General features: G+C 59.6%; 23 protein-coding genes and 4 tRNA genes. 21 read left to right on the top strand and 6 right to left on the bottom strand.

What is annotated here, in order from left to right; all coding sequences use genetic code 11:
• The first annotated feature begins 220 nt into the window (after positions 1-220).
• Together GR212_RS08635 and prfB are read left to right on the top strand one after the other, a co-directional pair.
• On the top strand, positions 221-2,680 hold the full coding sequence (locus GR212_RS08635; RefSeq protein ID WP_163986080.1) for a penicillin-binding protein 1A: 2,460 nt from the start codon (positions 221-223) through the stop codon (positions 2,678-2,680).
• A gap of 128 nt (positions 2,681-2,808) precedes the next feature.
• A protein-coding gene (prfB, locus tag GR212_RS08630) for a peptide chain release factor 2 (RefSeq protein WP_163986079.1) occupies positions 2,809-3,940 on the top strand; the annotation gives its coding sequence in 2 pieces (ribosomal slippage) (positions 2,809-2,877 and positions 2,879-3,940; 1,131 coding nt in all).
• A 71-nt stretch (positions 3,941-4,011) separates the two neighbouring features.
• Here prfB and GR212_RS08625 read toward each other — a convergent pair.
• Positions 4,012-4,785 (bottom strand): NAD kinase, encoded by a 774-nt coding sequence (locus GR212_RS08625; RefSeq protein ID WP_163986078.1) that lies wholly within the window; start codon positions 4,783-4,785, stop codon positions 4,012-4,014.
• A 157-nt stretch (positions 4,786-4,942) separates the two neighbouring features.
• Here GR212_RS08625 and GR212_RS08620 point away from each other — a divergent pair.
• From GR212_RS08620 to GR212_RS08610, 3 genes are all read left to right on the top strand, one after another.
• Positions 4,943-5,018: transfer RNA gene (locus tag GR212_RS08620), tRNA-Thr, on the top strand.
• A gap of 133 nt (positions 5,019-5,151) precedes the next feature.
• Positions 5,152-5,421 (top strand): hypothetical protein, encoded by a 270-nt coding sequence (locus tag GR212_RS08615; protein ID WP_163986077.1) that lies wholly within the window; start codon positions 5,152-5,154, stop codon positions 5,419-5,421.
• Positions 5,422-5,526: 105 nt separating this feature from the next.
• Positions 5,527-5,820, top strand: a complete 294-nt coding sequence (locus tag GR212_RS08610; RefSeq protein ID WP_163986076.1) for a hypothetical protein — start codon at positions 5,527-5,529, stop codon at positions 5,818-5,820.
• Positions 5,821-5,836: 16 nt separating this feature from the next.
• Here the strand turns inward: GR212_RS08610 and GR212_RS08605 are convergent, their stop codons facing one another.
• The 3 genes from GR212_RS08605 to rlmB form a co-directional block, all read right to left on the bottom strand.
• A complete protein-coding gene (locus GR212_RS08605) occupies positions 5,837-6,631 on the bottom strand; it encodes a class I SAM-dependent methyltransferase (protein WP_163986075.1) in 795 nt (264 codons plus the stop codon).
• Positions 6,632-6,748: 117 nt separating this feature from the next.
• Positions 6,749-7,438 carry an AprI/Inh family metalloprotease inhibitor gene (locus GR212_RS08600; RefSeq protein ID WP_163986074.1) on the bottom strand — a complete coding sequence of 230 codons (690 nt, stop codon included), beginning with the start codon at positions 7,436-7,438 and terminating at the stop codon, positions 6,749-6,751.
• Positions 7,439-7,478: 40 nt separating this feature from the next.
• Positions 7,479-8,387, bottom strand: coding sequence for a 23S rRNA (guanosine(2251)-2'-O)-methyltransferase RlmB (gene rlmB, locus GR212_RS08595; protein WP_163986073.1), 909 nt, complete (start codon positions 8,385-8,387; stop codon positions 7,479-7,481).
• A 199-nt stretch (positions 8,388-8,586) separates the two neighbouring features.
• On the opposite strand from rlmB, the gene GR212_RS08590 reads away from it, so the two are divergent.
• Together GR212_RS08590 and GR212_RS08585 are read left to right on the top strand one after the other, a co-directional pair.
• Positions 8,587-8,671: transfer RNA gene (locus GR212_RS08590), tRNA-Tyr, on the top strand.
• Positions 8,672-8,695: 24 nt separating this feature from the next.
• A tRNA-Gly gene (locus GR212_RS08585) sits at positions 8,696-8,769 on the top strand.
• Between the two features lie 153 nt (positions 8,770-8,922).
• Here GR212_RS08585 and GR212_RS08580 read toward each other — a convergent pair.
• Complete coding sequence (locus GR212_RS08580; RefSeq protein WP_163986072.1) at positions 8,923-9,381, bottom strand: MarR family winged helix-turn-helix transcriptional regulator; 459 nt, start codon at positions 9,379-9,381, stop codon at positions 8,923-8,925.
• Complete coding sequence (locus tag GR212_RS08575) at positions 9,374-9,802, bottom strand: polyketide cyclase (protein ID WP_163986071.1); 429 nt, start codon at positions 9,800-9,802, stop codon at positions 9,374-9,376. The genes GR212_RS08580 and GR212_RS08575 overlap by 8 nt, the downstream gene beginning before the upstream one ends.
• Before the next feature lie 272 nt (positions 9,803-10,074).
• Between GR212_RS08575 and GR212_RS08570 the strand changes: the two genes are divergently transcribed.
• The 14 genes from GR212_RS08570 (at position 10,075) to rpoB (ending at position 23,869) form a co-directional block, all read left to right on the top strand.
• Positions 10,075-10,506: a DUF3597 domain-containing protein gene (locus tag GR212_RS08570; protein WP_163986070.1), complete on the top strand. Its 432-nt coding sequence runs from the start codon at positions 10,075-10,077 to the stop codon at positions 10,504-10,506.
• A gap of 416 nt (positions 10,507-10,922) precedes the next feature.
• Positions 10,923-12,098 (top strand): elongation factor Tu, encoded by a 1,176-nt coding sequence (gene tuf / locus GR212_RS08565; protein ID WP_163986059.1) that lies wholly within the window; start codon positions 10,923-10,925, stop codon positions 12,096-12,098.
• 71 nt (positions 12,099-12,169) lie between these two features.
• On the top strand, positions 12,170-12,679 hold the full coding sequence (locus tag GR212_RS08560; protein ID WP_163986069.1) for an AAA family ATPase: 510 nt from the start codon (positions 12,170-12,172) through the stop codon (positions 12,677-12,679).
• A 147-nt stretch (positions 12,680-12,826) separates the two neighbouring features.
• Complete coding sequence (locus GR212_RS08555; protein WP_163986068.1) at positions 12,827-13,720, top strand: NAD-dependent epimerase/dehydratase family protein; 894 nt, start codon at positions 12,827-12,829, stop codon at positions 13,718-13,720.
• Positions 13,721-14,049: 329 nt separating this feature from the next.
• Entirely contained in the window at positions 14,050-14,736 is a 687-nt protein-coding gene (locus GR212_RS08550; protein ID WP_163986067.1) for a glycosyltransferase, read from the top strand.
• 5 nt (positions 14,737-14,741) lie between these two features.
• On the top strand, positions 14,742-15,620 hold the full coding sequence (locus GR212_RS08545; protein WP_163986066.1) for a 3-deoxy-manno-octulosonate cytidylyltransferase: 879 nt from the start codon (positions 14,742-14,744) through the stop codon (positions 15,618-15,620).
• Positions 15,621-15,806: 186 nt separating this feature from the next.
• A tRNA-Trp gene (locus GR212_RS08540) sits at positions 15,807-15,882 on the top strand.
• Positions 15,883-16,078: 196 nt separating this feature from the next.
• Positions 16,079-16,279, top strand: a complete 201-nt coding sequence (gene secE, locus GR212_RS08535; protein ID WP_163986065.1) for a preprotein translocase subunit SecE — start codon at positions 16,079-16,081, stop codon at positions 16,277-16,279.
• An 18-nt stretch (positions 16,280-16,297) separates the two neighbouring features.
• On the top strand, positions 16,298-16,828 hold the full coding sequence (gene nusG / locus GR212_RS08530) for a transcription termination/antitermination protein NusG (protein ID WP_004123460.1): 531 nt from the start codon (positions 16,298-16,300) through the stop codon (positions 16,826-16,828).
• A gap of 213 nt (positions 16,829-17,041) precedes the next feature.
• Positions 17,042-17,473, top strand: a complete 432-nt coding sequence (gene rplK / locus GR212_RS08525) for a 50S ribosomal protein L11 (protein ID WP_104822776.1) — start codon at positions 17,042-17,044, stop codon at positions 17,471-17,473.
• Between the two features lie 4 nt (positions 17,474-17,477).
• Positions 17,478-18,176: a 50S ribosomal protein L1 gene (rplA, locus tag GR212_RS08520; RefSeq protein ID WP_163986064.1), complete on the top strand. Its 699-nt coding sequence runs from the start codon at positions 17,478-17,480 to the stop codon at positions 18,174-18,176.
• 330 nt (positions 18,177-18,506) lie between these two features.
• Positions 18,507-19,025: a 50S ribosomal protein L10 gene (rplJ, locus tag GR212_RS08515; RefSeq protein WP_163986063.1), complete on the top strand. Its 519-nt coding sequence runs from the start codon at positions 18,507-18,509 to the stop codon at positions 19,023-19,025.
• 58 nt (positions 19,026-19,083) lie between these two features.
• Positions 19,084-19,464, top strand: coding sequence for a 50S ribosomal protein L7/L12 (gene rplL / locus GR212_RS08510; protein WP_004123442.1), 381 nt, complete (start codon positions 19,084-19,086; stop codon positions 19,462-19,464).
• Between the two features lie 262 nt (positions 19,465-19,726).
• Positions 19,727-23,869: a DNA-directed RNA polymerase subunit beta gene (gene rpoB / locus GR212_RS08505; RefSeq protein WP_163986062.1), complete on the top strand. Its 4,143-nt coding sequence runs from the start codon at positions 19,727-19,729 to the stop codon at positions 23,867-23,869.
• Positions 23,870-24,042 lie beyond the last annotated feature (173 nt).

Genomic DNA, 24,042 nt, shown 5'->3' with positions numbered 1-24,042 from the left:
CAGCGCGGAACATTAGAACCGAATGAAACTGGGAATACCGGAGGCAAGCCCTATTTTGCTCACATTCCCGCCTTTACAGCGAAGTATCATTCGCTCGCGAGCGACACACGGCTTTGTCTCGATGCCGTATTGCATTCACGCCGCGAGCGTGCAAAACGCCCGTGGTTGTGCGATGATCTCGCACGCGTGCCTCATGAAGAACAAGCACCGGTAGTATCACATGATCAGACTGATTGGATATTTCTTTGGGCTGGGCTGCCTCCTGTTTCTGGGTGCAGCGGCTGCAGCTGCCATCTATCTGAGCGTGGTCTCGAAGGAGCTTCCCGATTACGAGGTCCTGGCGAAGTACGCCCCGCCGGTGACGACGCGCATTCACGCCGGCAACGGCGCGCTGATGAAGGAATATTCGCGGGAGAACCGGCTTTTCGTGCCGATCCAGGCGATCCCCGATCGCGTCAAGGCAGCGTTCCTTTCGGCTGAAGACAAGAATTTCTACAATCATCCCGGCGTCGACGTCGGCGGCCTCATCCGCGCGGTGGCGGTAAACCTGCAGAACATCGGCTCCGGCCGCCGCTTCGTCGGTGCGTCCACCATCACGCAGCAGGTCGCCAAAAACTTCCTTCTGTCCGCCGACCAGACCTTCGACCGCAAGATCAAGGAAGCGATTCTGTCCTTCCGCATCGAGCAGGCCTATAGCAAGGACAAGATCCTCGAGCTTTACCTGAACGAAATCTATTTCGGCCTCAATTCCTACGGTATCGCCGGCGCGGCGCTCACCTATTTCGACAAGTCGGTCAACGAATTGACCATTGCCGAATCGGCCTACCTGGCCTCGCTTCCCAAAGGGCCTGCCAACTACAATCCGTTCCGTCGCGCCGAAGCAGCGCTCACCCGCCGTAACTGGGTGATCGATCGCATGGTGGAGAATGGCTATGTCAGCCCGAGCGACGGCGAAGAGGCGAAGAAGCAGCCGCTCGGCGTCGTGCCGCCGAAGAGCGGCCCCTCGCTGTTCGCCTCAGACTATTTCGCCGAGGAAGTTCGCCGCCAGCTGATCGACCAATATGGCGAGAAGACCCTTTATGAGGGCGGTCTTTCCGTCCGCACGTCGCTCGACCCGCAGATGCAGCTCGAGGCGCGCAAGGCGCTGCAGGACGGTCTGGTCGACTATGACGAGCGTCGTGGCTATCGCGGTCCCATCAAGCAGATCGCGACCTCGCAGGATTGGGGTGCCGAGCTCGCCAAGGTTCCCGCGCTGAGCGACGTGCCGGAATGGCAGGTCGCCGTCGTCCTTTCCGTATCGGATCAGGCCGTCGACATCGGAGTACAGCCGAGCGTGGATGCCGCCGGCAAGGTTTCGACGGAGCGTACGCGCGGCACGATCGCCGCAGCCGACATGCGCTGGGCTTTCCGTTCGGCCGGCGGCAAGTCGGCAAAATCGCCGAGCGGGGTCTTGAACCCGGGCGACGTGATCTACGTGCAGAAGACCGGTGCTGCCGATTCGAGCAGCTATCGCCTGCGTCAGCCGCCGAAGGTGCAGGGCGGCCTGGTCGCCATGGATCCGCATACCGGCCGCGTGCTCGCCATGGTCGGCGGCTTCTCCTATTCCCAGTCCGAGTTCAATCGCGCAACGCAGGCCAAGCGTCAGCCGGGTTCCTCGTTCAAGCCCTTCGTCTACGCGGCTGCGATGGACAACGGCTATACGCCGGCCTCGGTCATTCTGGACGATCCGCTGCAGATCACGCTCAGCAACGGCGATGTGTGGAAGCCGACGAACTACGAAGGTGAGGGCGGCGGCGTCCATACGCTGCGCTTCGCCATCGAGCACTCGCGCAACCTGATGACGGTGCGTCTGGCGGCGGATATGGGCATGCCGCTGGTTGCCGAATATGCCGAGCGCTTCGGCATCTACGACCACATGAACCCTGTGCTAGCCATGTCGCTGGGTGCCGGCGAAACGACCGTGCTGCGCATGGTGTCGGCCTATTCGGTCATCGCCAACGGCGGCAAGCAGATCAAGCCGACGCTGATCGACCGCATTCAGGACCGCTACGGCAAGACCATCTTCAAACACGAGGAGCGTGTCTGCGACAGCTGCAATGTCAGCGCCTGGCAGAATCAGGATGAACCGGTCATCGCCGACAATCGCGAGCAGGTGCTCGATCCGATGACGGCCTATCAGGTCACGTCGATGATGCAGGGCGTCGTCATCCGCGGCACGGCCGCCGGCAAGATCAAGCTCAACACGGATGTCGCCGGCAAGACCGGTACGACCAACGATGAAAAGGATTCCTGGTTCGTCGGCTTCACGCCAAGCCTCGTTGCCGGCCTCTATATCGGCTACGACACCCCGGCCACGCTGGGCAGGGGCGGTACGGGCGGCGCTCTCGCCGCGCCGATCTTCAACGAGTTCATGCAGGCAGCCACGAAGGACGAGGCACCCGAGAAATTCCAGGTTCCGGCCGGAATGACGATGATTGCGGTCAATCGCGCCACGGGCATGGCGGCGCAACCGGGCGATCCGAGCGCCATCATGGAAGCCTTCAAGCCAGGCACCGGCCCTGCCACGAGCCTGCAGGTCATCGGCGGCGGCGATGCCACGCAGGCCCCGCCGGAGGAGATCCTGAGAACGTCGCCGCAGGCGAACCAGGCCGTCACTTCGGGATCCGGCGGGCTCTTCTGACCCGACCCTATTTGTCCGATCGGCATGCCGCGGGGCTTTACAGCCGCGGCATGTATAATTATGTCACCAGCACTCTTTTTGAATTGGATAATCGCTCGTCTTGAGCGGTGAAATGAAGAAACAGGATCATGAGAGCCGAAATCGAGAAAATAGTCGATGAAACCAAGCAGGCTATCACCCTGCTGAGGAGGCATCTTTGACTGGGATCAGGCGGTAAGACGACTGGACTGGTTGAATAACAAGTCAGAGGATCCGACCCTCTGGAACGACGCTTCCGAAGCGCAGAAGCTGATGCGCGAGCGCCAGCAGCTTGACGATGGCATCAGCGGCGTTCGCGCGCTGGAGCGTCAGCTTGCCGACAATGTCGAGCTGATCGAGCTTGGTGAGGAAGAGGGCGACGCGGATGTCGTCCGCGAGGCGGAAGAGGCCCTCAAGGGCCTGAAGACGGAAGCGGCGCGCCGGCAGGTGGAGGCCATGCTCTCCGGCGAGGCCGATTCGAACGATACCTATGTGGAAGTCCATTCGGGTGCGGGCGGCACCGAGAGCCAGGATTGGGCGAACATGCTGTTGCGCATGTATACCCGCTGGGCCGAACGCCAGCGCTTCAAGGTGGAGCTGCTCGAAGTTCATGACGGCGAAGAAGCCGGCATCAAGTCGGCAACGCTTCTGGTCAAGGGCCATAATGCCTATGGCTGGCTGAAGACCGAATCGGGCGTTCATCGTCTCGTTCGCATCTCGCCCTATGACAGCAATGCGCGTCGCCATACGTCTTTCTCATCGATCTGGGTCTACCCGGTCGTCGACGATTCGATCCAGATCGATATCAACGAAAGCGACTGCCGCATCGACACCTATCGTTCGTCCGGCGCCGGCGGCCAGCACGTCAACACGACCGATTCGGCCGTGCGCATCACGCATATCCCGACCGGTATCGTCGTGCAGTGCCAGCAGGAGCGCTCGCAGCACAAGAACCGTGCCAAGGCCTGGGACATGCTGCGTGCCCGCATGTACGAGGCGGAGTTGATGAAGCGGGAAGAGGCTGCCAATGCCGAAGCTGCTTCGAAGACGGATATCGGCTGGGGTCACCAGATCCGGTCCTATGTCCTGCAGCCCTACCAGCTCGTCAAGGATCTGCGCACTGGCGTTGCCAGCACGGCGCCTAGCGACGTTCTGGACGGCGATCTCAACGAATTCATGGAAGCGGCTCTTGCACATCGCATCAGCGGCGCCGCCGATGCCGTCGTGGATGACGTCGAATAAGGTTGGATCCACTCAAACTGACGAAAAAAGCCCCGGGAACGGGGCTTTTTTTATGTCTTCACGGCACCGCTTCAATCGGCGAACTGTTCGGCCAATATCCGTTCTGACCATGAGCGGTCCGGATCGGAGAGAATGCGCGCGGTCGTGTCTTCTGTCTGGGCAATCCGGACACGGAGCACGGACTTGACCTCGGCATTGTCGGCGACCGCGTTGACCGGCCGCTTTTCCGGCTCAAGCACGCTGATATCGATCGATACCCTGTTGGGCAGCAGCGCACCGCGCCAGCGGCGCGGGCGGAAGGCGCTGACGGGCGTCATGGCCAGCAGCGGCGCTTCGAGAGGGAGAATGGGGCCGTGCGCGGAGAGATTATAGGCGGTGGAGCCGGCCGGCGTCGTCACCATCAGGCCATCGCAGATCAGCTCGGGCAGCCGGACATGGCCGTCGATTTCGACCTTCAGCTTTGCCGCCTGATAGGATTGGCGGAACAGGGAGACCTCGTTGATGGCAAGAGCGCTCGACGTGCTGCCATCGTCATTATGCGTATTCATCTGCAACGGATGGAATGCGTTCTCGACCGCCGCTTCGATGCGTTCGGCCAGGCAATCCGTGCGATAGTCGTTCATCAGGAAGCCGATGGAGCCCCGGTTCATGCCATAGACGCATTTGCCTGAGTTCATCGTATTGTGCAGCGTCTGAAGCATGAAACCGTCGCCGCCAAGCGCCACGACGACATCCGCTTCCTCCTGCGACGTCTGGCCGTAAAGACGGATCAGGTCTTCCCGGGCCGCCTGGGCTTCCGGTGCGGTGGAGGCGAGAAAACAAACGGATTGAAGATTGCGTGACATGCAACGTCCTTTGAATGGCGATACTAGGTAATGTTATTCCCTTCTCGCGACAAGGCGTTTTGCTGGAACTGGTGAATCGCCGATCCCCAGCTTTGACGCCGAGCGACCGATTTTCCCTTTACAGGATTTCAAAATCTGTTACTTGGCATGCGCATACGCCCTTGTAGCTCAGTTGGTAGAGCACCTGATTTGTAATCAGGGGGTCCCGGGTTCGAACCCTGGCGGGGGCACCAGATTTTCCTTGGAAATTGGTCATCATCGCATCTCCGGTATGGAAAACCGGTGGCGGCGAGATAATATGTGGTTGCGCACGAGATCGGAACGCTCGTGGCAGCCACCAGTACCATATCGTATGCTTGGAAAAATATGCCCAATAAGCCCAAGAAGCCTAAGCTGGAACACTCCGAACTCTCGGGTGAATTCACCGATGACGATGTGACCGTCCTCGTGGATATCTTTCGTCCCGCCGGCACCAATGCCGATTGGCGGATGGAGGTCATCACGCCGGAGGAGGATCTGACCGAATGGGAAGAGCCCTTCGCGACCGACCGCGAAGCCTTTGACGAATTCCTGGCGACCGTCGCGCGTGACGGTATCCGGTCGTTCTTCGACGACGAGGATCCCGCCGTTCACTGAGCCCGCCTTCGCGTCCCTGTCGGTTATGCGCGGAAATACAGGCACATTTACAATGTCTGAAATAGGCATAGACTTCATGCGTCAATGGCGGGTGAGGATATGGTCATGCACGAAATATCGAGGCATGTCGTCTTGGGATTGCCGCTTGTCGTCATCGCGGTGATTGCAAGCGTGCCGGCGTTTGCCGGTGAGAATTGCTACTGCAAGAATACGGATGGAAAGCAGCATGCAGTCGGCGAGGTCGCCTGCATGACCGTAGGCGGCAAAAGCTATCTCGCGCAATGCGAGATGAACCTCAATGTCACTTCATGGTCCAAGCTGCAGGACGGATGTCCAGTCACGGAAAGATCGCTTTGGCGACAGTCTGCCTGGCAGCCCGCGCCGGTGACAGTGCAATGAGCATTGTCAGCCCTACCTAGTGGCACCGATAGGCGCGCTCGGAAATTGCTCCCATGCCGGAGCGGGTCATCAGTTCGTAGAGAAGACGGCGGCTGAAGGGATTGTGGACGCGCACCGCATCGCAGCCCAGAAAATGCGTCTCGGCCAGGTCAAATGCGCCCAGGTCCGGCGCTTGCTCTATCGCCGCGCGGTAGAAATCGTGAAATTCGCGCCGGCAGACATAGGTTTTGTATTTGGTCATGCAGAAGGTGGAAAAGGCGTCGTCGTTGTCGCGGAGGAAGTCCGCCACGCCGACCGTCACTTCCGGCCATGCCGGATTGAACGTATCGTCGAAGACGATGACGCCGTGATCGGCGATGGTGTCCCTTGCCAGATGGCTGTCGTTGGTCAGTGTGGTCAGGCTGTGGCCGCCGTCTACGCTGAAGAAACGCACAGCGCCGATCTTGTCGGTAATCTCCTGCGCCGCCAAAGTCGTGCTGTCGCCGACGAGCAGCATCTCCTCGTCGACGGGCAGGCCAAGCCGATTTCCGTGTTCGAGGAACAGGCGGTACTGGTCCGAAATACCGTGAGACAGGTTGCCGATGTCGAAGAGATCGATGCCGAGAACATCTTCGTCGGGGCCGGCGATCTTTTTCAGTAGAAAATAGGACCGCCCGAAGTAAATACCGATTTCGGCTATGCCACCGCTAAGGTTGTGTTGCCTCTGGCAGTCGAGGAGTGAAAGAAAAACGAGAGCGTCCGGTGGATCGATATACCCCTCCACGCTGCGAAGATCGTGGAAAATGAACTTTCGGATATTCGATAATACCATGCGCGCCGCACCTATTCGGTCATGTGACACTTCTGCCGGCCTCATGCCGGTTTCTGGAAACATAGTCACATTTTCGATAGGTCAAGCCGCAGCGTGCTTCGATGCGCTCCCGCGGCTCTATTTGCGTACCAGCAGAAGCGGCTCGCCTTCCTCTTCCTCGGATTTCTGGAAGCTGCCGTCGGGCTTCATGTCGAAGGAAAGCGAGGAGCCGTCATTGCCCAGCATCACCAGGCCGAAACCTTCGGCCGCCCAGAGTGAAAGCTTGAGTTCGCCGATTTCAGCGGCGCAGTCTCCACCCGTTGACATCTTGGCGGTGCCGTCCTGATCCTTGTCGGTGGTCAGCGTGACATCGCAGACAGGCTTGCCGTCAGGCTGCTGGATACGCCACGCGCCCGCGAGGCTCGCGACGGTCGGCACATGATCGACGTCGCCGACCGCCGGCAGCAGCCATGTGGGGTCGCCTGCTTCGCTCTCCCAAGGGGAGCCTTCCTCCTGCTGGAACCGCATGAGCGGCTTGCCCTCGGCATCGGCGATGGCGAGCGAGCCATCGTCGGTGAAGTTCCAGGCGCTGGCCTTGGAGAGCGCGGGCAGGGGCGTTGCGCAGGAATCCGCACCGGTGATTTCATAACCGCCGGAAACGACATTCGTCCCGAAGGTGATACGGCAACCTTTGGCGCCGCTTTCGGGGGCGACCAGCCACACGCCGGCCTGCGCCTGCACCAGTTCGTCGTCGGCAGCACGGGCCGGCTGAGCCAATGTGAAAGCGAGGGCGGCGGAAACTGCCGCTGGGCCGAGAACACGGATCAAAGCAAATTCTCCCAACATGCCGCAGCGGCCGATGACGCTGCTATGATTTGAGATAGGATCGCGTTGCATATAGCGCGATCGCGGCTGCGTTCGAGACATTCAGCGATTTGATGGCGCCCGGCATGTCGAGCCGCGCCAGTGCATTCACCGTTTCCCGCGTCTTCTGCCGCAACCCCTTCCCCTCGGAGCCGAGCACAAGGGCGATCTTGTCGCCGCTGAAGGTGCCTTCCAGCGGTGCCGGCCCTTCCGAATCAAGCCCGATCGTCGTGAAGCCGAGTCGATGCAGTTCGCCGAGGGCGTCCGCAAGATTGGTGATCTGTATATAAGGTATGAGCTCGAGCGCGCCGGAGGCGGATTTGGCCAGCACGCCTGATTCGGTCGGGCTGTGGCGCTGCGTGGTGATGACGGCGCCTGCGTCGAAAGCAACGGCCGAGCGCATGATGGCGCCGACATTGTGCGGATCCGTCACCTGATCGAGAACCAGCAGCAGCGGGCTGTTCTTCAAGGCCTCCAGGCGGCGCACGGGCAGGGGACGTGTTTCCAGCATGACGCCCTGATGGATCGCTTCGGGACCCAGCACCTTGTCGATATCCTGCGGCGAAACGATCTCGACCGGGATGCCGAGCGCGTCGACCGGGCCGATCTCCAGCCGCACCAGCGCATTCTGGGTCGTCGAAAGCTTGATGTTCTTGCGCTCGGGGTTGCCGAGGGCGGCGCGAACCGTGTGCAGGCCGTAGAGATAGACCTGATCGGGTGCAAGCGCCGGTGGCTTCCAGTCGTCAGCGCCTTGCCGCTTGCGCTTCTGCGGCACCGGCGTCGGGATTTCGCCGCGCTCGCGCTTGGCATCGCGATGCGCGCGCCGCAGCGTCGCGTAATGAGTGTCTTTCGCCGACGTGTCGTCGGCGCTGCTGCCCTGGCCCTGGCGGCCCGATGATTTATCTTTGCTCATGCGGCTTTATAACCAGCGCCTTCCCGAGCGCATAGTCCTCTTTCCATACCGGGCTTTTCCCACAGGCTGAAATTTTTTCGTCATTTTTGGCAATTCCTTGTGTTGACAGACGGAAATCGTCCGGTCATATACGCGGCGCAGACGACGGCGGCGACGCCAACGTCTAGCAAGCTTGGTCGCAAGATCCAGTCGGAATACTGGAGGGATGCCCGAGTGGTTAAAGGGGACGGACTGTAAATCCGTTGGCTCAGCCTACGTTGGTTCAAATCCAACTCCCTCCACCATTCCGTGCCGGATCTTGACCACCCGCGGGTATAGCTCAATGGTAGAGCAGCAGCCTTCCAAGCTGAATACGCGGGTTCGATTCCCGCTACCCGCTCCATGTTTCCCATACCTGATAGCTTGAACAAGCCTGCTTATCTTGACCGGTGCTTCGCTGGAATCCGCGAAGTGCATCATGGATGACAATACGCCCGCCGCCGGGAAGCATATCCCCAATGGTTGCAAGGTGGTGGCTGGCGCCATTCCGTTGATCTTAGCGGATCTCGCCGGCAAGCTGCCGTAGCAGCTCGACGAGCTGCGTCTCGTCCACCGGCTCGAAAAATTCCGCGTCGGCGGCCTCGACCGCCATGATGGCGCGCTGTGCTGCCGCAGCTCCGGACGCGGTAACGCGTATCACTTTGGCCCGCGAATCGTGAGGGTCCGTCTCCCGCGCAATCAATCCTTTTGCCTCGAGCCGGGCAACGACGTCCGACGTCATCTTTACCTCGGTGCCGGCCTGAGCGGCGAGCTGCACCTGATTGGGGGGCTGACCGTTGCGGCCGAGCCACATGGCCGAGGCCAGCAGCACGAACTGTACATGGGTAAGATCCAGCGGAGCCAAAGCCGCCGTCATGACGCGCTGCCAGCGCATGGTGGTTCGCCACAGCAACAATCCTGGACTCTCCGAAGGGCCACCCTTGAAGCGGGTGTTGAGCTCCTGTTCTTCAGTCAAGGTTTGCCAGCTCCCGCGCCTGCTCGAACAATCTGGCCATCGAGGTATCGAAATCGCCGCTGATCTGCGGTCCGAGCTCCGGTCCGACTTCGGCGGCGGAAGAGCCGGAAATCTCGAGCCGATGGGTCACTTGCGTACCGTCCGCGACGGGCACCAGCGTGTGCCGGAACAACAGCTTCGTATCGCCGAACGAGGTCTCGTCGGCATAGGTCACGTTGTCGACAACGTCGACGATGGTCGCTTCAAACGTGTCCTGTCCGACGGGCGTTACCGAGACCCTGGAGCCCTTGGCAAAGGGCCCGTGCAGCACGAATGTATCGGCGCCCTCGTAGGTGAGGCGACCTTCGTGCAGCGCTTTAAGGGCGGCCCATATTGCCTGGGCCGAAAGGGGAGAAACGGCAGTGTATTCATTGGTCCACATGGTCTTCGCTCCATCCATCTCTTTCGATCAGTTATTTGATCTGCGCACAGACTATCTGTCCACGGACTATATTGCAAGAGGATTCTCTTGCCAGGCCTCGGCCGGAAAATGCGGAGTTTGCCGGCCTCAGGAGGCCGGCCCGCGTTTGAGCTGCGGCCTGCAATCTCGCAAAAGCGGGGCTTCATCTTCGTCAGCACTATTTGACATGAAGGGTTGCTTATATCGGCGCGAGCGATAGATATTGTTCGAACAACCGAAACGGGAGAGCGCAAATGGGTATCTTCGACAAGATCAAGGGTGCAATCTGGGGCGAGGCAAAGGCTGCCGAGGCTGTTCCCGCACCGACGCAGAGCACGGCGGCAACCGCGAATCCGGCACCTGTGCCGACGCCGGCTCCTTCATCGACCACCGCAGCAACGTCTCCGGCAACCAGCGCGCCTGCTGCGCCGGTCGACATCGCAGCGATCCTGGATGCTGCGGTCAAGAAGAGCGGCCAGAAGCTCGATTGGAAGCATTCGATCGTCGACCTGATGAAGGCGCTCGGCATGGATGCGAGCCTTTCCGAGCGCAAGGAACTGGCGCAGGAGCTCGGCTATACCGGCGATGCCGGAGATTCAGCCAAGATGAACATCTTCCTTCACAAGGCGCTGTTGAAGAAGCTAGCGGACAATGGCGGCAAAGTGCCGGCCGATCTTCTCGATTGACAGCGATCCGGTCGTGGTTGTCGGCTTGCGCCGACTCTCGCGGATGGAATAGAGATCACGGCAATGAGAGATCGCTGCCGTTTCCTGGCTTCGCGCTCTTGCCCGACGGGCGAGGGCGCGTTTGGTTTTGTAACTGCACGTCAGATGGGGCGCTCCGGTGTTGGCCATCTGGAATTCCGTCCTGAACGTGCCTATCTAACCGCCTGAACCGGCAAACGCTTTTATGTTTTTCCGGATCGGCCGGCGAAGCTTACGCGGCGAAGGAATGCCGAAGGCTGCGGATCACGCGTCTTTGCTGGGACTTCGCCCGTTATAGGCCCTGCAATTAAGTCTTGCGCAAACGCGACGAAAGCCTTAAACGGCGGCACTAAACCGGTTCGCCGGGGTCACTCATTACGTTCATAGGAAGCATTCAAATGGCAAAGAGTAAGTTTGAGCGCAATAAGCCGCACGTTAACATCGGTACGATTGGGCACGTTGACCACGGCAAGACGTCTCTGACGGCAGCGATCACGAAGTACTTCGGCGAGTTCAAGGCGTACGACCAGATCGACGCCGCTCCGGAAGAGAAGGCCCGCGGCATCACGATCTCGACGGCCCACGTTGAATACGAGACGCCGAACCGTCACTATGCGCACGTCGACTGCCCCGGCCACGCCGACTATGTGAAGAACATGATCACGGGCGCCGCACAGATGGACGGCGCGATCCTGGTTTGCTCGGCAGCCGACGGCCCGATGCCGCAGACGCGCGAGCACATCCTGCTGGCCCGTCAGGTTGGCGTTCCGGCGATCGTTGTGTTCCTGAACAAGGTCGACCAGGTTGACGACGCCGAGCTTCTGGAGCTCGTCGAGCTTGAAGTTCGCGAACTTCTGTCGTCCTACGACTTCCCGGGCGACGACATTCCGGTGATCAAGGGTTCGGCGCTTGCCGCGCTTGAAGATTCGGACAAGAAGATCGGCGAAGACGCGATCCGCGAGCTGATGGCGGCTGTTGACGCCTACATCCCGACGCCTGAGCGTCCGATCGACCAGCCGTTCCTGATGCCGATCGAAGACGTGTTCTCGATCTCGGGCCGTGGTACGGTTGTGACGGGCCGCGTCGAGCGCGGTATCGTCAAGGTTGGTGAAGAAGTCGAGATCGTCGGCATTCGTCCGACGTCGAAGACGACGGTTACCGGCGTTGAAATGTTCCGCAAGCTGCTCGACCAGGGCCAGGCTGGCGACAACATCGGTGCGCTGGTTCGTGGTGTTAACCGTGACGGCGTCGAGCGTGGCCAGATCCTGTGCAAGCCGGGTTCTGTCAAGCCGCACAAGAAGTTCATGGCCGAAGCCTACATCCTGACGAAGGAAGAAGGCGGCCGTCATACGCCGTTCTTCACGAACTACCGTCCGCAGTTCTACTTCCGCACGACGGACGTGACGGGCATCGTGACGCTTCCGGAAGGCACGGAAATGGTTATGCCTGGCGACAACGTCACGGTTGCGGTTGAGCTGATCGTTCCGATCGCGATGGAAGAGAAGCTTCGCTTCGCTATCCGCGAAGGCGGCCGTACCGTCGGTGCTGGCATCGTCGCTTCCATCGTCGAGTAATCCTCGGATTATTCCTTTATAAGAAGGCCCCGCTGGAAACAGCGGGGCTTTTTTGCATTGTGGAGACATGCATGAGCTTGATCATTCTGACGGGTGCCTCGGGTTCGGGGAAAACGGCCATCGCGGGGGCAGTCGCCAGGGACCATGCGCAGACCGTGACCGTCTATCATTTCGATAGCATCGGCGTGCCGTCGCTCGATGTCATGATCCGGGATCATGGTTCGCCAGAGGCCTGGCAACGCGACAAGACCGTCGAATGGCTGGCGCGGCTTGCGCCGCAGCTGCGAAAGGGCCGGGCGGTTCTGCTTGAAGGACAGATGCGGCCATCCTTCGTCAGGGAAGCGGCTGCAGCCGCGAAGATCGATGACTATCGCCTGCTATTGATCGATTGCGACGATGCAACGAGAGCAGCCCGGTTGACTGTGGAGCGTGGTCAGCCAGAACTTGCCGATGCGACCATGATGAACTGGGCCGCCTATCTGCGCCATGAAGCCAGGTCGCATGGCTGCGCGATCATCGACACGAGTGGCCTTTCGATCCGGCAGGGTGGAGATGAAGTTCTGAAGCATCTGCAAAGCTAGCGCGATGCCAAAGTCACCTGTCGGTGATATTTTGCCGATAAGGCCTCCTCGGCTATTTTGCCGGAGAGGCTCCGCGTCACCAAAGCGTGTCTTGCGAAATGAACGCAAGGGCCTATCTATCGCTCGATTTTATCAGGAGGAAATTTCATGAAGAAACGTATTTTGTTTACCGGCGGAAGCGGCAAGGCCGGGCGGCACACGGTTCCGTGGCTGGTCAATGCCGGCTATGAGGTCCACAACGTCGATCTCGTGCCGCTGAACAGCCCCGGTGTCACCAATCTGCAGGCCGATGTCACCGATGCAGGACAAGTCTACAATGTTCTGACCATGCATCGCGATTTCCCCGATCTCGACCACGGCAAGGGCGTGCAGCCTTTCGATGCCGTCGTGCATTTTGCCGCCGTGCCGCGCATCCTGATCAAGCCCGACAACGAGACGTTCCGCATCAATACGATGAGCACGTACAATGTCATCGAGGCGGCTGCGAAGCTCGGCGTGAAGAAGATCATCATCGCTTCCAGCGAGACGACCTACGGGGTCTGCTTTGCCGAGGGTCATCGCGACTTCCACCAGTTCCCGCTCGAGGAAGATTATGACGTCGATCCGATGGACTCATACGGCCTGTCTAAGGTTGTGAACGAGAAGACGGCCCGCGCTTTTGCCGAACGCTTCGGCATCGACGTCTATGCGCTGCGCATAGGCAATGTCATCGAGCCGCACGAATATGAGCATTTCCCCGACTATTTCGCCAACAGCGAGATCCGCAAGCGGATCGCCTGGAGCTATATCGATGCTCGCGATCTCGGCCAGATTGTCCATCTCTGCATCGAGAAGAACGGTCTCGGCTTCCAGGTGTTCAATGCCGCGAACGACACGGTGTCAGCCAACACGCCGTCGCGCGAGCTTGCCGCCAAGCACTATCCGGGCGTCCCTTTCACGCGCGAGATCGGTGAATACGAGGGCCTCTTGTCCAACCGCAAGATTCGCGAGGTTCTGGGCTTCAAGGAGGAGCACGACTGGCGCCGCCACGTAAAAATCTGAAGGGCGGCGGCCCCCGGAGGAAACCGGCGTGCGCGACCGCAACGCCGGGTGGGGATAGGGGTCGAGCCGGCCGCCTCTCCATTTGTTACGTGGGATAACCAAAAATGCTTCCGCAAACACTCGACAAATACCCCCGTTTATTTAAGTAGGGTTGTGTTTGCGGGGCATCTCCTTGAGATTGCAACGCTTGGTACGGTATATCCGCGCCCTCGTTTCGAACCAGCGTCCCATGGCAAGAGCGCCTGGAGGATGAGCTGGGCGCGATCTATGTCGCGTCGGAAGATAGTTTGCCGGTTGATCGCGAAGAGATCAGCCGCTTCGGAGGTATCATGAAGGATAATGTTGCACGTATTTTTGTCGGTTTCGATTCCAAGGAAGTCGTCGCCTATCACGTTCTGACCCAGAGCATCATCGAGCGCTCGTCTATTCCGGTGGTCTTCTCGCCGATCGTGCTCAACAATCTCGATGGCATCTTCACGCGCGAGCGCAATCCGCTGCAATCGACCGAATTTTCCTTCTCGCGCTTCCTCGTTCCCTATCTCAGCGACTACCAGGGCTGGAGCATCTTCATGGATTGCGACATGCTTGCCCGCGCCGATATCGCCGAGCTGTGGGCCTTGCGCGACGACCGCTATGCCGCAATGTGCGTCAAGCATGATTATCAGCCGAAGATCGAAACCAAGTTCCTCGGCCAGACGCAGACCAAATACGAAAAGAAGAACTGGTCGAGCATGATCCTGTTCAACAATGCCCGTTGCACGGCGTTGACGAAGGATTTCGTCAACACGGCGACCGGCCTCCAGCTTCATCAGTTCAAATGGCTGGAGAATGACGACCAGATCGGCGAGGTGCCGGTGACCTGGAATTACCTCGTCAACGAATACGACTATCGTGAAGATGCCAAGCTGGTGCATTTCACCGACGGCGGCCCGTATTTCGACGAGTACCGCAACGATGACTATGCCGAAGAATGGTTCGCCATGCGCGAGCGCATGCTGCACGTCCAGCAGAAGTGAGCGAGTTGGATCGGAAAACGACAGCTCCTGTTGACGCCGGCTTTCCGGCTGCGGGTTCCGCAGCCGGGTTGAATAGCGCGGAAGAGTGGCGCGAAACCTTGGCGGGGTTCTCTCATATCGTTCTGGTCGCCAATAGCGATGCGGTCGATATTGCGAGCCTGCAGGCGCAGTTTCCGCCGACCACGCTCTTCGTGTTCTTCAACAAGGTCTACAAGGTTCTGAGCCGCCCGTTCCATGGGCATTCGCTGCTGATCTCGCGCGGCCAGCCGCGCGGGGCCAACATCGTCTATCGAGGCGAGGTGGGCGAGGTCGTGAAGTTCTTTCCGAAGGAGTTTTTCCTCGGCATCATGAATATTCGCCTCGGCCCTGAGGAGAAGCTCAATCCCGCGGCCGATTTCCAGGGGGCGCCGACCGGCCATCTCGATCTGGTTGGGTTTTGTTCGGATTTCTACACGGAAGGCAAGACGCCGACGAGCGGCTTTGCCATGGCGCTGTGGCTCAGCGATCTGAAACTGCCGGGGACCATCGTGCTTGCCGGTTTCTCGGCCAGGCGCACCCAGAAGTGGAGAGTGGTTTCCGCGCATGATTGGAGCTTCGAGCAAACCTTCCTGCGCCTCTTTGCCCGGCTGGGGAAGATCTCGATCCACGGCGGCGTATCGGTGAACCCCTATGTCCGGCTCGCCGAGCGCTTCACGGAAGTTCCGCCGGCCGAGATTGCCTTGGCCGCCGCCGAGGTGCTGTCGGAGCGGCTCGGCAATGCCGACGCCGAGATCGACAAGCTGATATCCCTGACGAACGTGATTCGCTCGACGGACAATTTCCTGCGGTCGATCAGACCGAAATTTCTCAAGCGCAGGCCGAAAGGCGCGCCTGGGGAGCAATGAACGCCGAAACGCGGCTTTCCGGCTGCGATCAGGCTCGTCGCGCAAGCGGTGGTGGGTGAAGTTGCGGACCCGATTGGGAAAAAGCAAAAAACGCTCTTGCCAATCGTTTCATCCCGCCTTAAAGGGAGCGCCATGTCTTCGAATTGCTCCGGCGGTTCACCGCTCGAAGTGAAAATCGAAGGAAGAAGGGGTATAGCTCAGTTGGTAGAGCGGCGGTCTCCAAAACCGCAGGTCGTAGGTTCGAGCCCTGCTGCCCCTGCCATTCTCCTTGATTTGACTGGCGCATTGGTTTTGCCGCTTCTCGTGTCGAGGGTCATGCCGAATTGTCGGCAAATTTTAGAAAACACCGTATTTCCTCTTGTTAAATCGGGAATCGGTGTTTATGTAGGGTTTAACAGACACGCGGTGCGTGGGGCTGATATTTTCAGCTTTACGCGCCGTAATTGCGTGGGCGGTCAATGGCATCCAAAACGAATCCACTAGCGTTTCTACAGCAGGTCCGCTCCGAGACGTCGAAAATCACCTGGCCCTCACGCCGCGAGACTATGATCTCGACGGTGATGGTTCTCGTCATGGTTGTTTTCGCCTCGTTGTTTTTCTTTGCTGCCGACCAGCTGATCGGCTGGATTCTCAGCTACGCGCTGAATACCGGCAATTGATATCGAGTGGAGATGAACATGGCGGCACGTTGGTACATCGTCCACGCTTATTCTAATTTCGAGAAGAAAGTGGCTGAATCCATCGAGGAGAAGGCCAGGCAGAAGGGTCTCGAGCATCTGTTCGAAAAGATCCTGGTGCCGACCGAGAAGGTTGTGGAAGTGCGTCGCGGCCGCAAGGTTGACAGTGAGCGCAAGTTCTTCCCGGGTTATGTGCTTGTTCGTGCCAACCTGACGGATGAAGCCTACCACCTGATCAAGAATACGCCGAAGGTTACTGGCTTCCTCGGTTCCGACAATAAGCCCGTTCCGATTCCGGATTATGAAGCCGAGCGCATTCTCGGGCAGGTCCAGGAGGGTGTCGAACGGCCGAAGGCTTCCGTATCCTTCGAGATCGGCGAGCAGGTTCGTGTTTCTGATGGTCCGTTCGCCTCGTTCAACGGCACGGTTCAGGATGTCGACGAGGAGCGTTCGCGCCTGAAGGTGGAAGTGTCTATTTTCGGCCGCGCTACGCCGGTCGAGCTGGAATACAGCCAGGTCGAGAAGGTTTGATTGTATCCTCGCGAAGGGGTTGGCTCGGCTGCCGGCCTCTCGCTCAAGTTTCGACGTAGGCGAATATTCGCTTGCGTCTCGCGGCGCCGCCGCAATCCGCGTGGAAGGGTAGGGTCTTAGCCGGACCTTGTGATCCGCACCACGCAACCGCAGCCGCCGGAGTGATCCGGCATCGTGGACCGGGAAACCGGTCATTCAGAAAGGCAGAGAGAAATGGCTAAAAAAGTTGCAGGCCAGCTCAAGCTGCAGGTTAAGGCCGGCTCGGCGAATCCTTCGCCGCCGATCGGTCCTGCGCTTGGTCAGCGTGGCATTAACATCATGGAATTCTGCAAGGCGTTCAATGCCGCCACGCAGGAAATGGAAAAGGGTATGCCGATCCCGGTCGTCATCACCTACTACCAGGACAAGTCCTTCACCTTCGCAATGAAGCAGCCGCCGGTCAGCTACTTCCTGAAGAAGGAAGCGAAGATTCAGTCCGGCTCGAAGACTCCGGGCAAGGGCGCCAAGGCTGGCACTCTTACCAAGGCTCAGGTGAAGTCTATCGCCGAAGCCAAGATGAAGGATCTGAATGCCGCCGATATCGAAGGCGCAATGGCCATGATCGAGGGCTCTGCCCGCGCGATGGGCCTGGAAGTGGTGGGCTGAGACCATGGTAGCAAAGCGTATTCAGAAGATTCGTGAAGGCGTCGATCCGACCAAGCTTTATGCTCTGGATCTGGCCATCAACATGGTCAAGGACCGTGCCGTCGCCAAGTTCGACGAGACCGTCGAAATCGCGATGAACCTCGGCGTTGACCCGCGTCACGCCGACCAGATGGTTCGCGGCGTCGTCAACCTGCCGAACGGCACGGGCCGTACGGTTCGCGTTGCCGTCTTCGCTCGCGGTGCCAAGGCTGACGAAGCCAAGGCTGCCGGTGCTGACGTCGTCGGCGCTGAAGACCTGGTTGAAATCGTTCAGGGCGGCAAGATCGACTTCGATCGTTGCATCGCGACCCCGGACATGATGCCGCTCGTCGGTCGTCTCGGTAAGGTTCTCGGCCCGCGTGGCATGATGCCGAACCCGAAGGTCGGCACCGTTACGATGGACGTCAAGGGCGCTGTTGAAGCCTCCAAGGGCGGCGCTGTCGAGTTCCGCGTCGAGAAGGCTGGTATCATCCATGCCGGTATCGGCAAGGCTTCGTTCGATGCCAAGGCTCTGGAAGAAAACATCCGTGCCTTCGCAGACGCCGTCATCAAGGCAAAGCCGGCTGGCGCCAAGGGCAACTACCTGAAGCGTGTCGCGATCTCCTCGACCATGGGTCCGGGCGTCAAGATCGAGCTGTCGACGGTTACGGCGCCGAGCGCCTGATAATCACGCCGGACCTCGTGTCTGGCGTTTAAGAATTCCCGGCCTTTCGGGGCCGGGATTTCCGGAGAAATCCGGAATTCCTGTCCGAGATTGCAGGTGGTTATCCCTTAATCACTCAAGCCTGCATGAGACGGGTAAGACCCGAATTTTGAAGAAGCGCTGCTTCGATGAACTCGGTTCGAGCCTTGGATGCCTTGTGCCTTGGAGCCGTCAGGCTCGAGCGCGAGGGGACAGGATCCTCAAGCGTCGCTTGGGATCTCTCTTGATCCCAGGAGGCAAAAGGCAACCCGGCAGGCCCGCTAACCCGGTCCTGTCAACTGGAGAAAAGCAGTGGAAAGAGCGGAAAAACGCGAATTCGTCACGGAACTGAACGAAGTCTTCAAGGCTTCGGGCTCGGTTGTCGTGGCCCACTATGCTGGTGCTACAGTCGCTCAGATGAACGATTTTCGTTCCAAGATGCGCGCTGCCGGCGGCACCGTCAAAGTCGCGAAGAACCGCCTGGCCAAAATTGCTCTTCAGGGCACGGATGCGGAAGGGATTTCCAATCTCTTCACCGGTCAGACGCTGATTGCATACAGCACTGATCCGATTACCGCTCCGAAGGTCGTCGTGGATTTCGCCAAGGGCAACGACAAGATCGTTGTTTTGGGCGGAGCCATGGGAACAACAACGCTCAACGCCGAAGCAGTAAAGTCGCTCGCGACCCTGCCTTCGCTGGATGAGCTGCGCGCGAAGCTGCTGGGCATGATCCAGACTCCGGCTACCCGCATCGCAGGTGTTGTTGCAGCGCCGGCAAGTCAGCTTGCTCGCGTGTTCTCGGCCTACGCCAAGAAGGACGAAGCCGCGTAAGGCGGTTTTTCGCTGTTCATAATCAACCAGTTCGAACCGAACAAAAGGAACTACAAAAATGGCTGATCTCGCAAAGATCGTAGACGACCTCTCCTCGCTGACCGTTCTCGAAGCCGCAGAACTGTCCAAGCTTCTCGAAGAAAAGTGGGGCGTTTCCGCCGCTGCTCCGGTAGCTGTTGCTGCCGTTGCCGGTGGTGCTGGCGCTGCTGCTGCCGTTGAAGAAGAAAAGACCGAGTTCGACGTCATCCTCGCTGATGCCGGCGCAAACAAGATCAACGTCATCAAGGAAGTCCGCGCCATCACCGGCCTGGGCCTCAAGGAAGCCAAGGATCTCGTTGAAGCCGCTCCGAAGGCTGTCAAGGAAGCTGTTTCCAAGGCAGAAGCTGCTGACATCAAGAAGAAGCTCGAAGACGCCGGCGCAAAGGTCGACGTCAAGTAAGCTTGAAACTGCTTTGGGAGGTGGCTTTTTGCCGCCTCCCATTTGCCGTTTTTCTGAACGAATTACCCAAAAGCCGCGGGAAAAACGGCTTTTGGGTAATGGGTTCTTCAAGAGGATGGTCTCAAACCGAACCGCGACGCAATCCGGCCGAGCGGTTTTCGGTTAGACAGACGAGATTGAACTACTCATTGATTGATGGGGTCGCCTGGCCAGCGATACCCGTCCGTTGCAGGCCCGGGTGCAGGATTTTAAAGGAGCGACGATGGCTCAGACCCTTTCGTTCAACGGTCGCAGGCGCGTACGCAAGTTTTTTGGTAAGATTCCCGAAGTCGCAGAGATGCCGAACCTCATCGAGGTTCAGAAGGCATCCTACGATCAGTTTCTCATGGTCGAAGAACCGAAGGGCGGCCGCCCGGACGAAGGTCTTCAGGCTGTCTTCAAGTCGGTTTTCCCGATTACCGATTTCTCCGGCGCTTCCATGCTGGAGTTCGTTTCCTATGAGTTCGAACCGCCGAAGTTCGACGTCGATGAGTGCCGCCAGCGCGACCTGACCTATGCCGCGCCGCTGAAGGTGACCCTCCGTCTGATCGTGTTCGATATCGATGAGGATACGGGCGCGAAGTCCATCAAGGACATCAAGGAACAGAGCGTCTACATGGGCGACATGCCGCTCATGACGAACAACGGTACGTTCATCGTCAACGGCACCGAGCGCGTGATCGTGTCGCAGATGCACCGCTCGCCGGGCGTGTTCTTCGATCACGACAAGGGCAAGAGCCACTCTTCCGGCAAGCTGCTCTTCGCCGCTCGCGTCATCCCGTATCGCGGTTCCTGGCTGGACATCGAGTTCGACGCCAAGGACATCGTCTACGCCCGTATCGACCGCCGCCGCAAGATTCCGGTGACGTCGCTGCTGATGGCGCTCGGCATGGATGGCGAAGAAATCCTGTCGACCTTCTACACGAAGTCGCTCTACGAGCGCTCCGGCGATGGCTGGCGCATTCCCTTCAAGGCGGAAACGCTGAAGGGTGCGAAGACCGTCACCGACATGATCGACGCCGATACCGGCGAAGTCGTTGTCGAAGGCGGCAAGAAGCTGACCCCGCGTCTGCTTCGTCAGCTGCAGGACAAGGGCCTCAAGGCTCTCAAGGCGACCGACGAAGAGCTCTACGGCCTCTTCCTGGCGGAAGACATCGTCAATTTCCAGACCGGCGAGATCTACCTCGAAGCCGGCGACGAAATCGACGAGAAGACCCTGCCGGTCATCCTGAAGGCTGGTTTCGACGAAATCCCGATCCTCGGCATCGACCACATCAACGTCGGCGCCTATATCCGCAACACGCTTTCGGCGGACAAGAACGAGAACCGTCAGGACGCTCTGTTCGACATCTACCGCGTCATGCGTCCGGGTGAACCGCCGACCATGGAATCGGCCGAAGCCATGTTCAACTCGCTGTTCTTCGATGCGGAGCGTTACGATCTCTCCGCCGTCGGCCGCGTGAAGATGAACATGCGTCTCGACCTCGACGTCGAAGACACCGTTCGCATCCTGCGCAAGGACGACATCCTGGCCGTGGTCAAGATGCTCGTGGAGCTGCGCGACGGCAAGGGCGAGATCGACGACATCGACAACCTCGGCAACCGCCGCGTCCGTTCGGTCGGCGAGCTGATGGAAAACCAGTATCGTCTGGGCCTGCTGCGCATGGAGCGTGCGATCAAGGAACGTATGTCCTCGATCGAAATCGACACGGTCATGCCGCAGGATCTGATCAACGCAAAGCCGGCTGCCGCTGCGGTCCGCGAATTCTTCGGCTCCTCGCAGCTGTCGCAGTTCATGGACCAGGTGAACCCGCTTTCGGAAATCACCCATAAGCGCCGTCTCTCGGCTCTCGGCCCGGGCGGTCTGACCCGCGAGCGCGCCGGCTTCGAAGTCCGCGACGTTCATCCGACGCACTACGGTCGTATTTGCCCGATCGAAACGCCGGAAGGTCCGAACATCGGCCTCATCAACTCGCTGGCGACCTTTGCCCGCGTCAACAAGTACGGCTTCATCGAAAGCCCTTATCGCCGCATCATCGACGGTAAGGTGACCAACGACGTGCTCTACCTCTCCGCCATGGAAGAGGCGAAGTACTACGTTGCTCAGGCCAATGCCGAGCTCGACGCCGACGGCTCCTTCATCGAGGAATTCGTCGTCTGCCGTCATGCCGGCGAAGTCATGCTCGCTCCGCGCGACAACATCAACCTGATGGACGTCTCGCCGAAGCAGCTGGTTTCGGTCGCAGCCGCTCTGATCCCGTTCCTGGAAAACGACGACGCCAACCGCGCTCTCATGGGCTCGAACATGCAGCGTCAGGCCGTGCCGCTTCTGCGTGCCGAAGCTCCGTTCGTCGGCACCGGCATGGAGCCGGTCGTCGCGCGTGACTCCGGTGCTGCCATCGGCGCTCGCCGCGGCGGCGTGGTCGACCAGGTCGACGCGACGCGTATCGTTATCCGCGCCACCGAAGACCTCGATCCGTCGAAGTCCGGCGTCGATATCTATCGCCTGATGAAGTTCCAGCGTTCGAACCAGAACACCTGCGTCAACCAGCGTCCGCTGGTTACCGTCGGTGACGTGGTCAACAAGGGCGACATCCTGGCGGACGGTCCCTCGACCGACCTCGGCGATCTGGCTCTCGGCCGCAACGTGCTCGTCGCGTTCATGCCGTGGAACGGCTACAACTACGAAGACTCGATCCTGCTCTCCGAGCGTATCGTTGCCGACGACGTGTTCACCTCCATCCACATCGAAGAGTTCGAAGTGATGGCGCGCGACACCAAGCTCGGTCCGGAAGAAATCACCCGCGATATTCCGAACGTTTCGGAAGAAGCGCTGAAGAACCTGGACGAAGCCGGCATCGTGTACATCGGCGCCGAAGTTCAGCCGGGCGACATCCTCGTCGGCAAGATCACGCCGAAGGGCGAAAGCCCGATGACGCCGGAAGAAAAGCTGCTGCGCGCCATCTTCGGTGAAAAGGCGTCCGACGTTCGCGACACCTCCATGCGCATGCCGCCCGGCACCTACGGTACGGTCGTCGAAGTTCGCGTCTTCAATCGCCACGGCGTTGAAAAGGACGAACGCGCCATGGCGATCGAGCGCGAAGAGATCGAGCGCCTCGCCAAGGACCGTGACGACGAGCAGGCGATCCTCGACCGTAACGTCTACGGCCGTCTGGTGGAGATGCTGCGTGGTCAGGTGGCTCTTGCTGGTCCGAAGGGCTTCAAGAAGGGCACGGAACTGTCCAACGCCGTCGTTTCGGAGTATCCGCGTTCGCAGTGGTGGATGTTCGCCGTCGAGGACGAAAAGGTCCAGAGCGAGCTGGAAGCCCTGCGTGGCCAGTACGACGAATCCAAGTCGCGCCTTGAACAGCGCTTCATGGACAAGGTCGAGAAGGTCCAGCGCGGCGACGAAATGCCTCCGGGCGTCATGAAGATGGTCAAGGTCTTCGTCGCTGTTAAGCGCAAGATCCAGCCGGGCGACAAGATGGCAGGCCGTCACGGGAACAAGGGCGTCGTTTCGCGCATTGTTCCGGTCGAAGACATGCCGTTCCTGGAAGACGGTACGCATGTGGATATCGTGCTGAACCCGCTCGGCGTTCCCTCGCGCATGAACGTCGGTCAGATCCTTGAGACGCACCTGGGCTGGGCTTGCGCCGGCATGGGTCGCCAGATCGGCGAACTGATCGAAGCCTACAAGGCGAGCGGCAACATCGAGCCTCTGCGCAAGACGATCGATCTGGTCGTCGGCGACGGTCCAAAGAGCGACGACGTTCACGAGTATGACGATGCGTCGGTTCTGCGTCTGGCTGACCAGTGGAAGCGTGGCGTGTCCATCGCGACCCCGGTCTTCGATGGCGCCGGCGAAGCCGATGTCAACGAGATGCTGGCAATGGCAGGTCTGAAGCGGACCGGTCAGTCGACACTGTACGACGGTCGTACCGGCGAGCAGTTCGACCGTCAGGTCACGGTTGGCTACATCTACATGCTGAAGCTGAACCACCTTGTCGACGACAAGATCCATGCCCGTTCGATCGGCCCGTACTCGCTCGTCACCCAGCAGCCGCTGGGCGGTAAGGCGCAGTTCGGTGGCCAGCGCTTCGGCGAAATGGAAGTCTGGGCGCTCGAAGCTTACGGTGCGGCGTACACGCTGCAGGAAATGCTCACGGTCAAGTCGGACGACGTGGCCGGCCGTACGAAGGTCTACGAAGCCATCGTTCGTGGCGACGACACCTTCGAGGCGGGCATTCCGGAAAGCTTCAACGTTCTCGTCAAGGAAATGCGCTCGCTGGGTCTCAGCGTCGAACTGGAAAACTCCAAGGTCGACGATCTGCAGACGGCAAGCCAGCTTCCGGACGCAGCCGAGTAATAACCTGTCGGGTGCGCGCTGTCTGTCAGCGCGCACCGTTGGAATATTGCAGCGCCGTCGGCGTCCCTTCGGATGCATGGCGCCGCAAGGCGGTTTTAAAGCGTCAGTCAGGCTCCCGGGATTTGCCGGACTGATCGCAATTCGAGGGCGTTTCGCCCCTAAAGGAGATAGGC

It is taken from the genome of Martinezella lusitana (genome assembly GCF_010668395.1).
In the GTDB taxonomy this organism is placed as follows: Bacteria; Pseudomonadota; Alphaproteobacteria; order Rhizobiales; family Rhizobiaceae; genus Rhizobium; species Rhizobium lusitanum_A.
The sequence above is the reverse complement of the archived record's forward strand: the minus strand, read 5'-3'. Positions and strand labels throughout refer to the sequence as shown.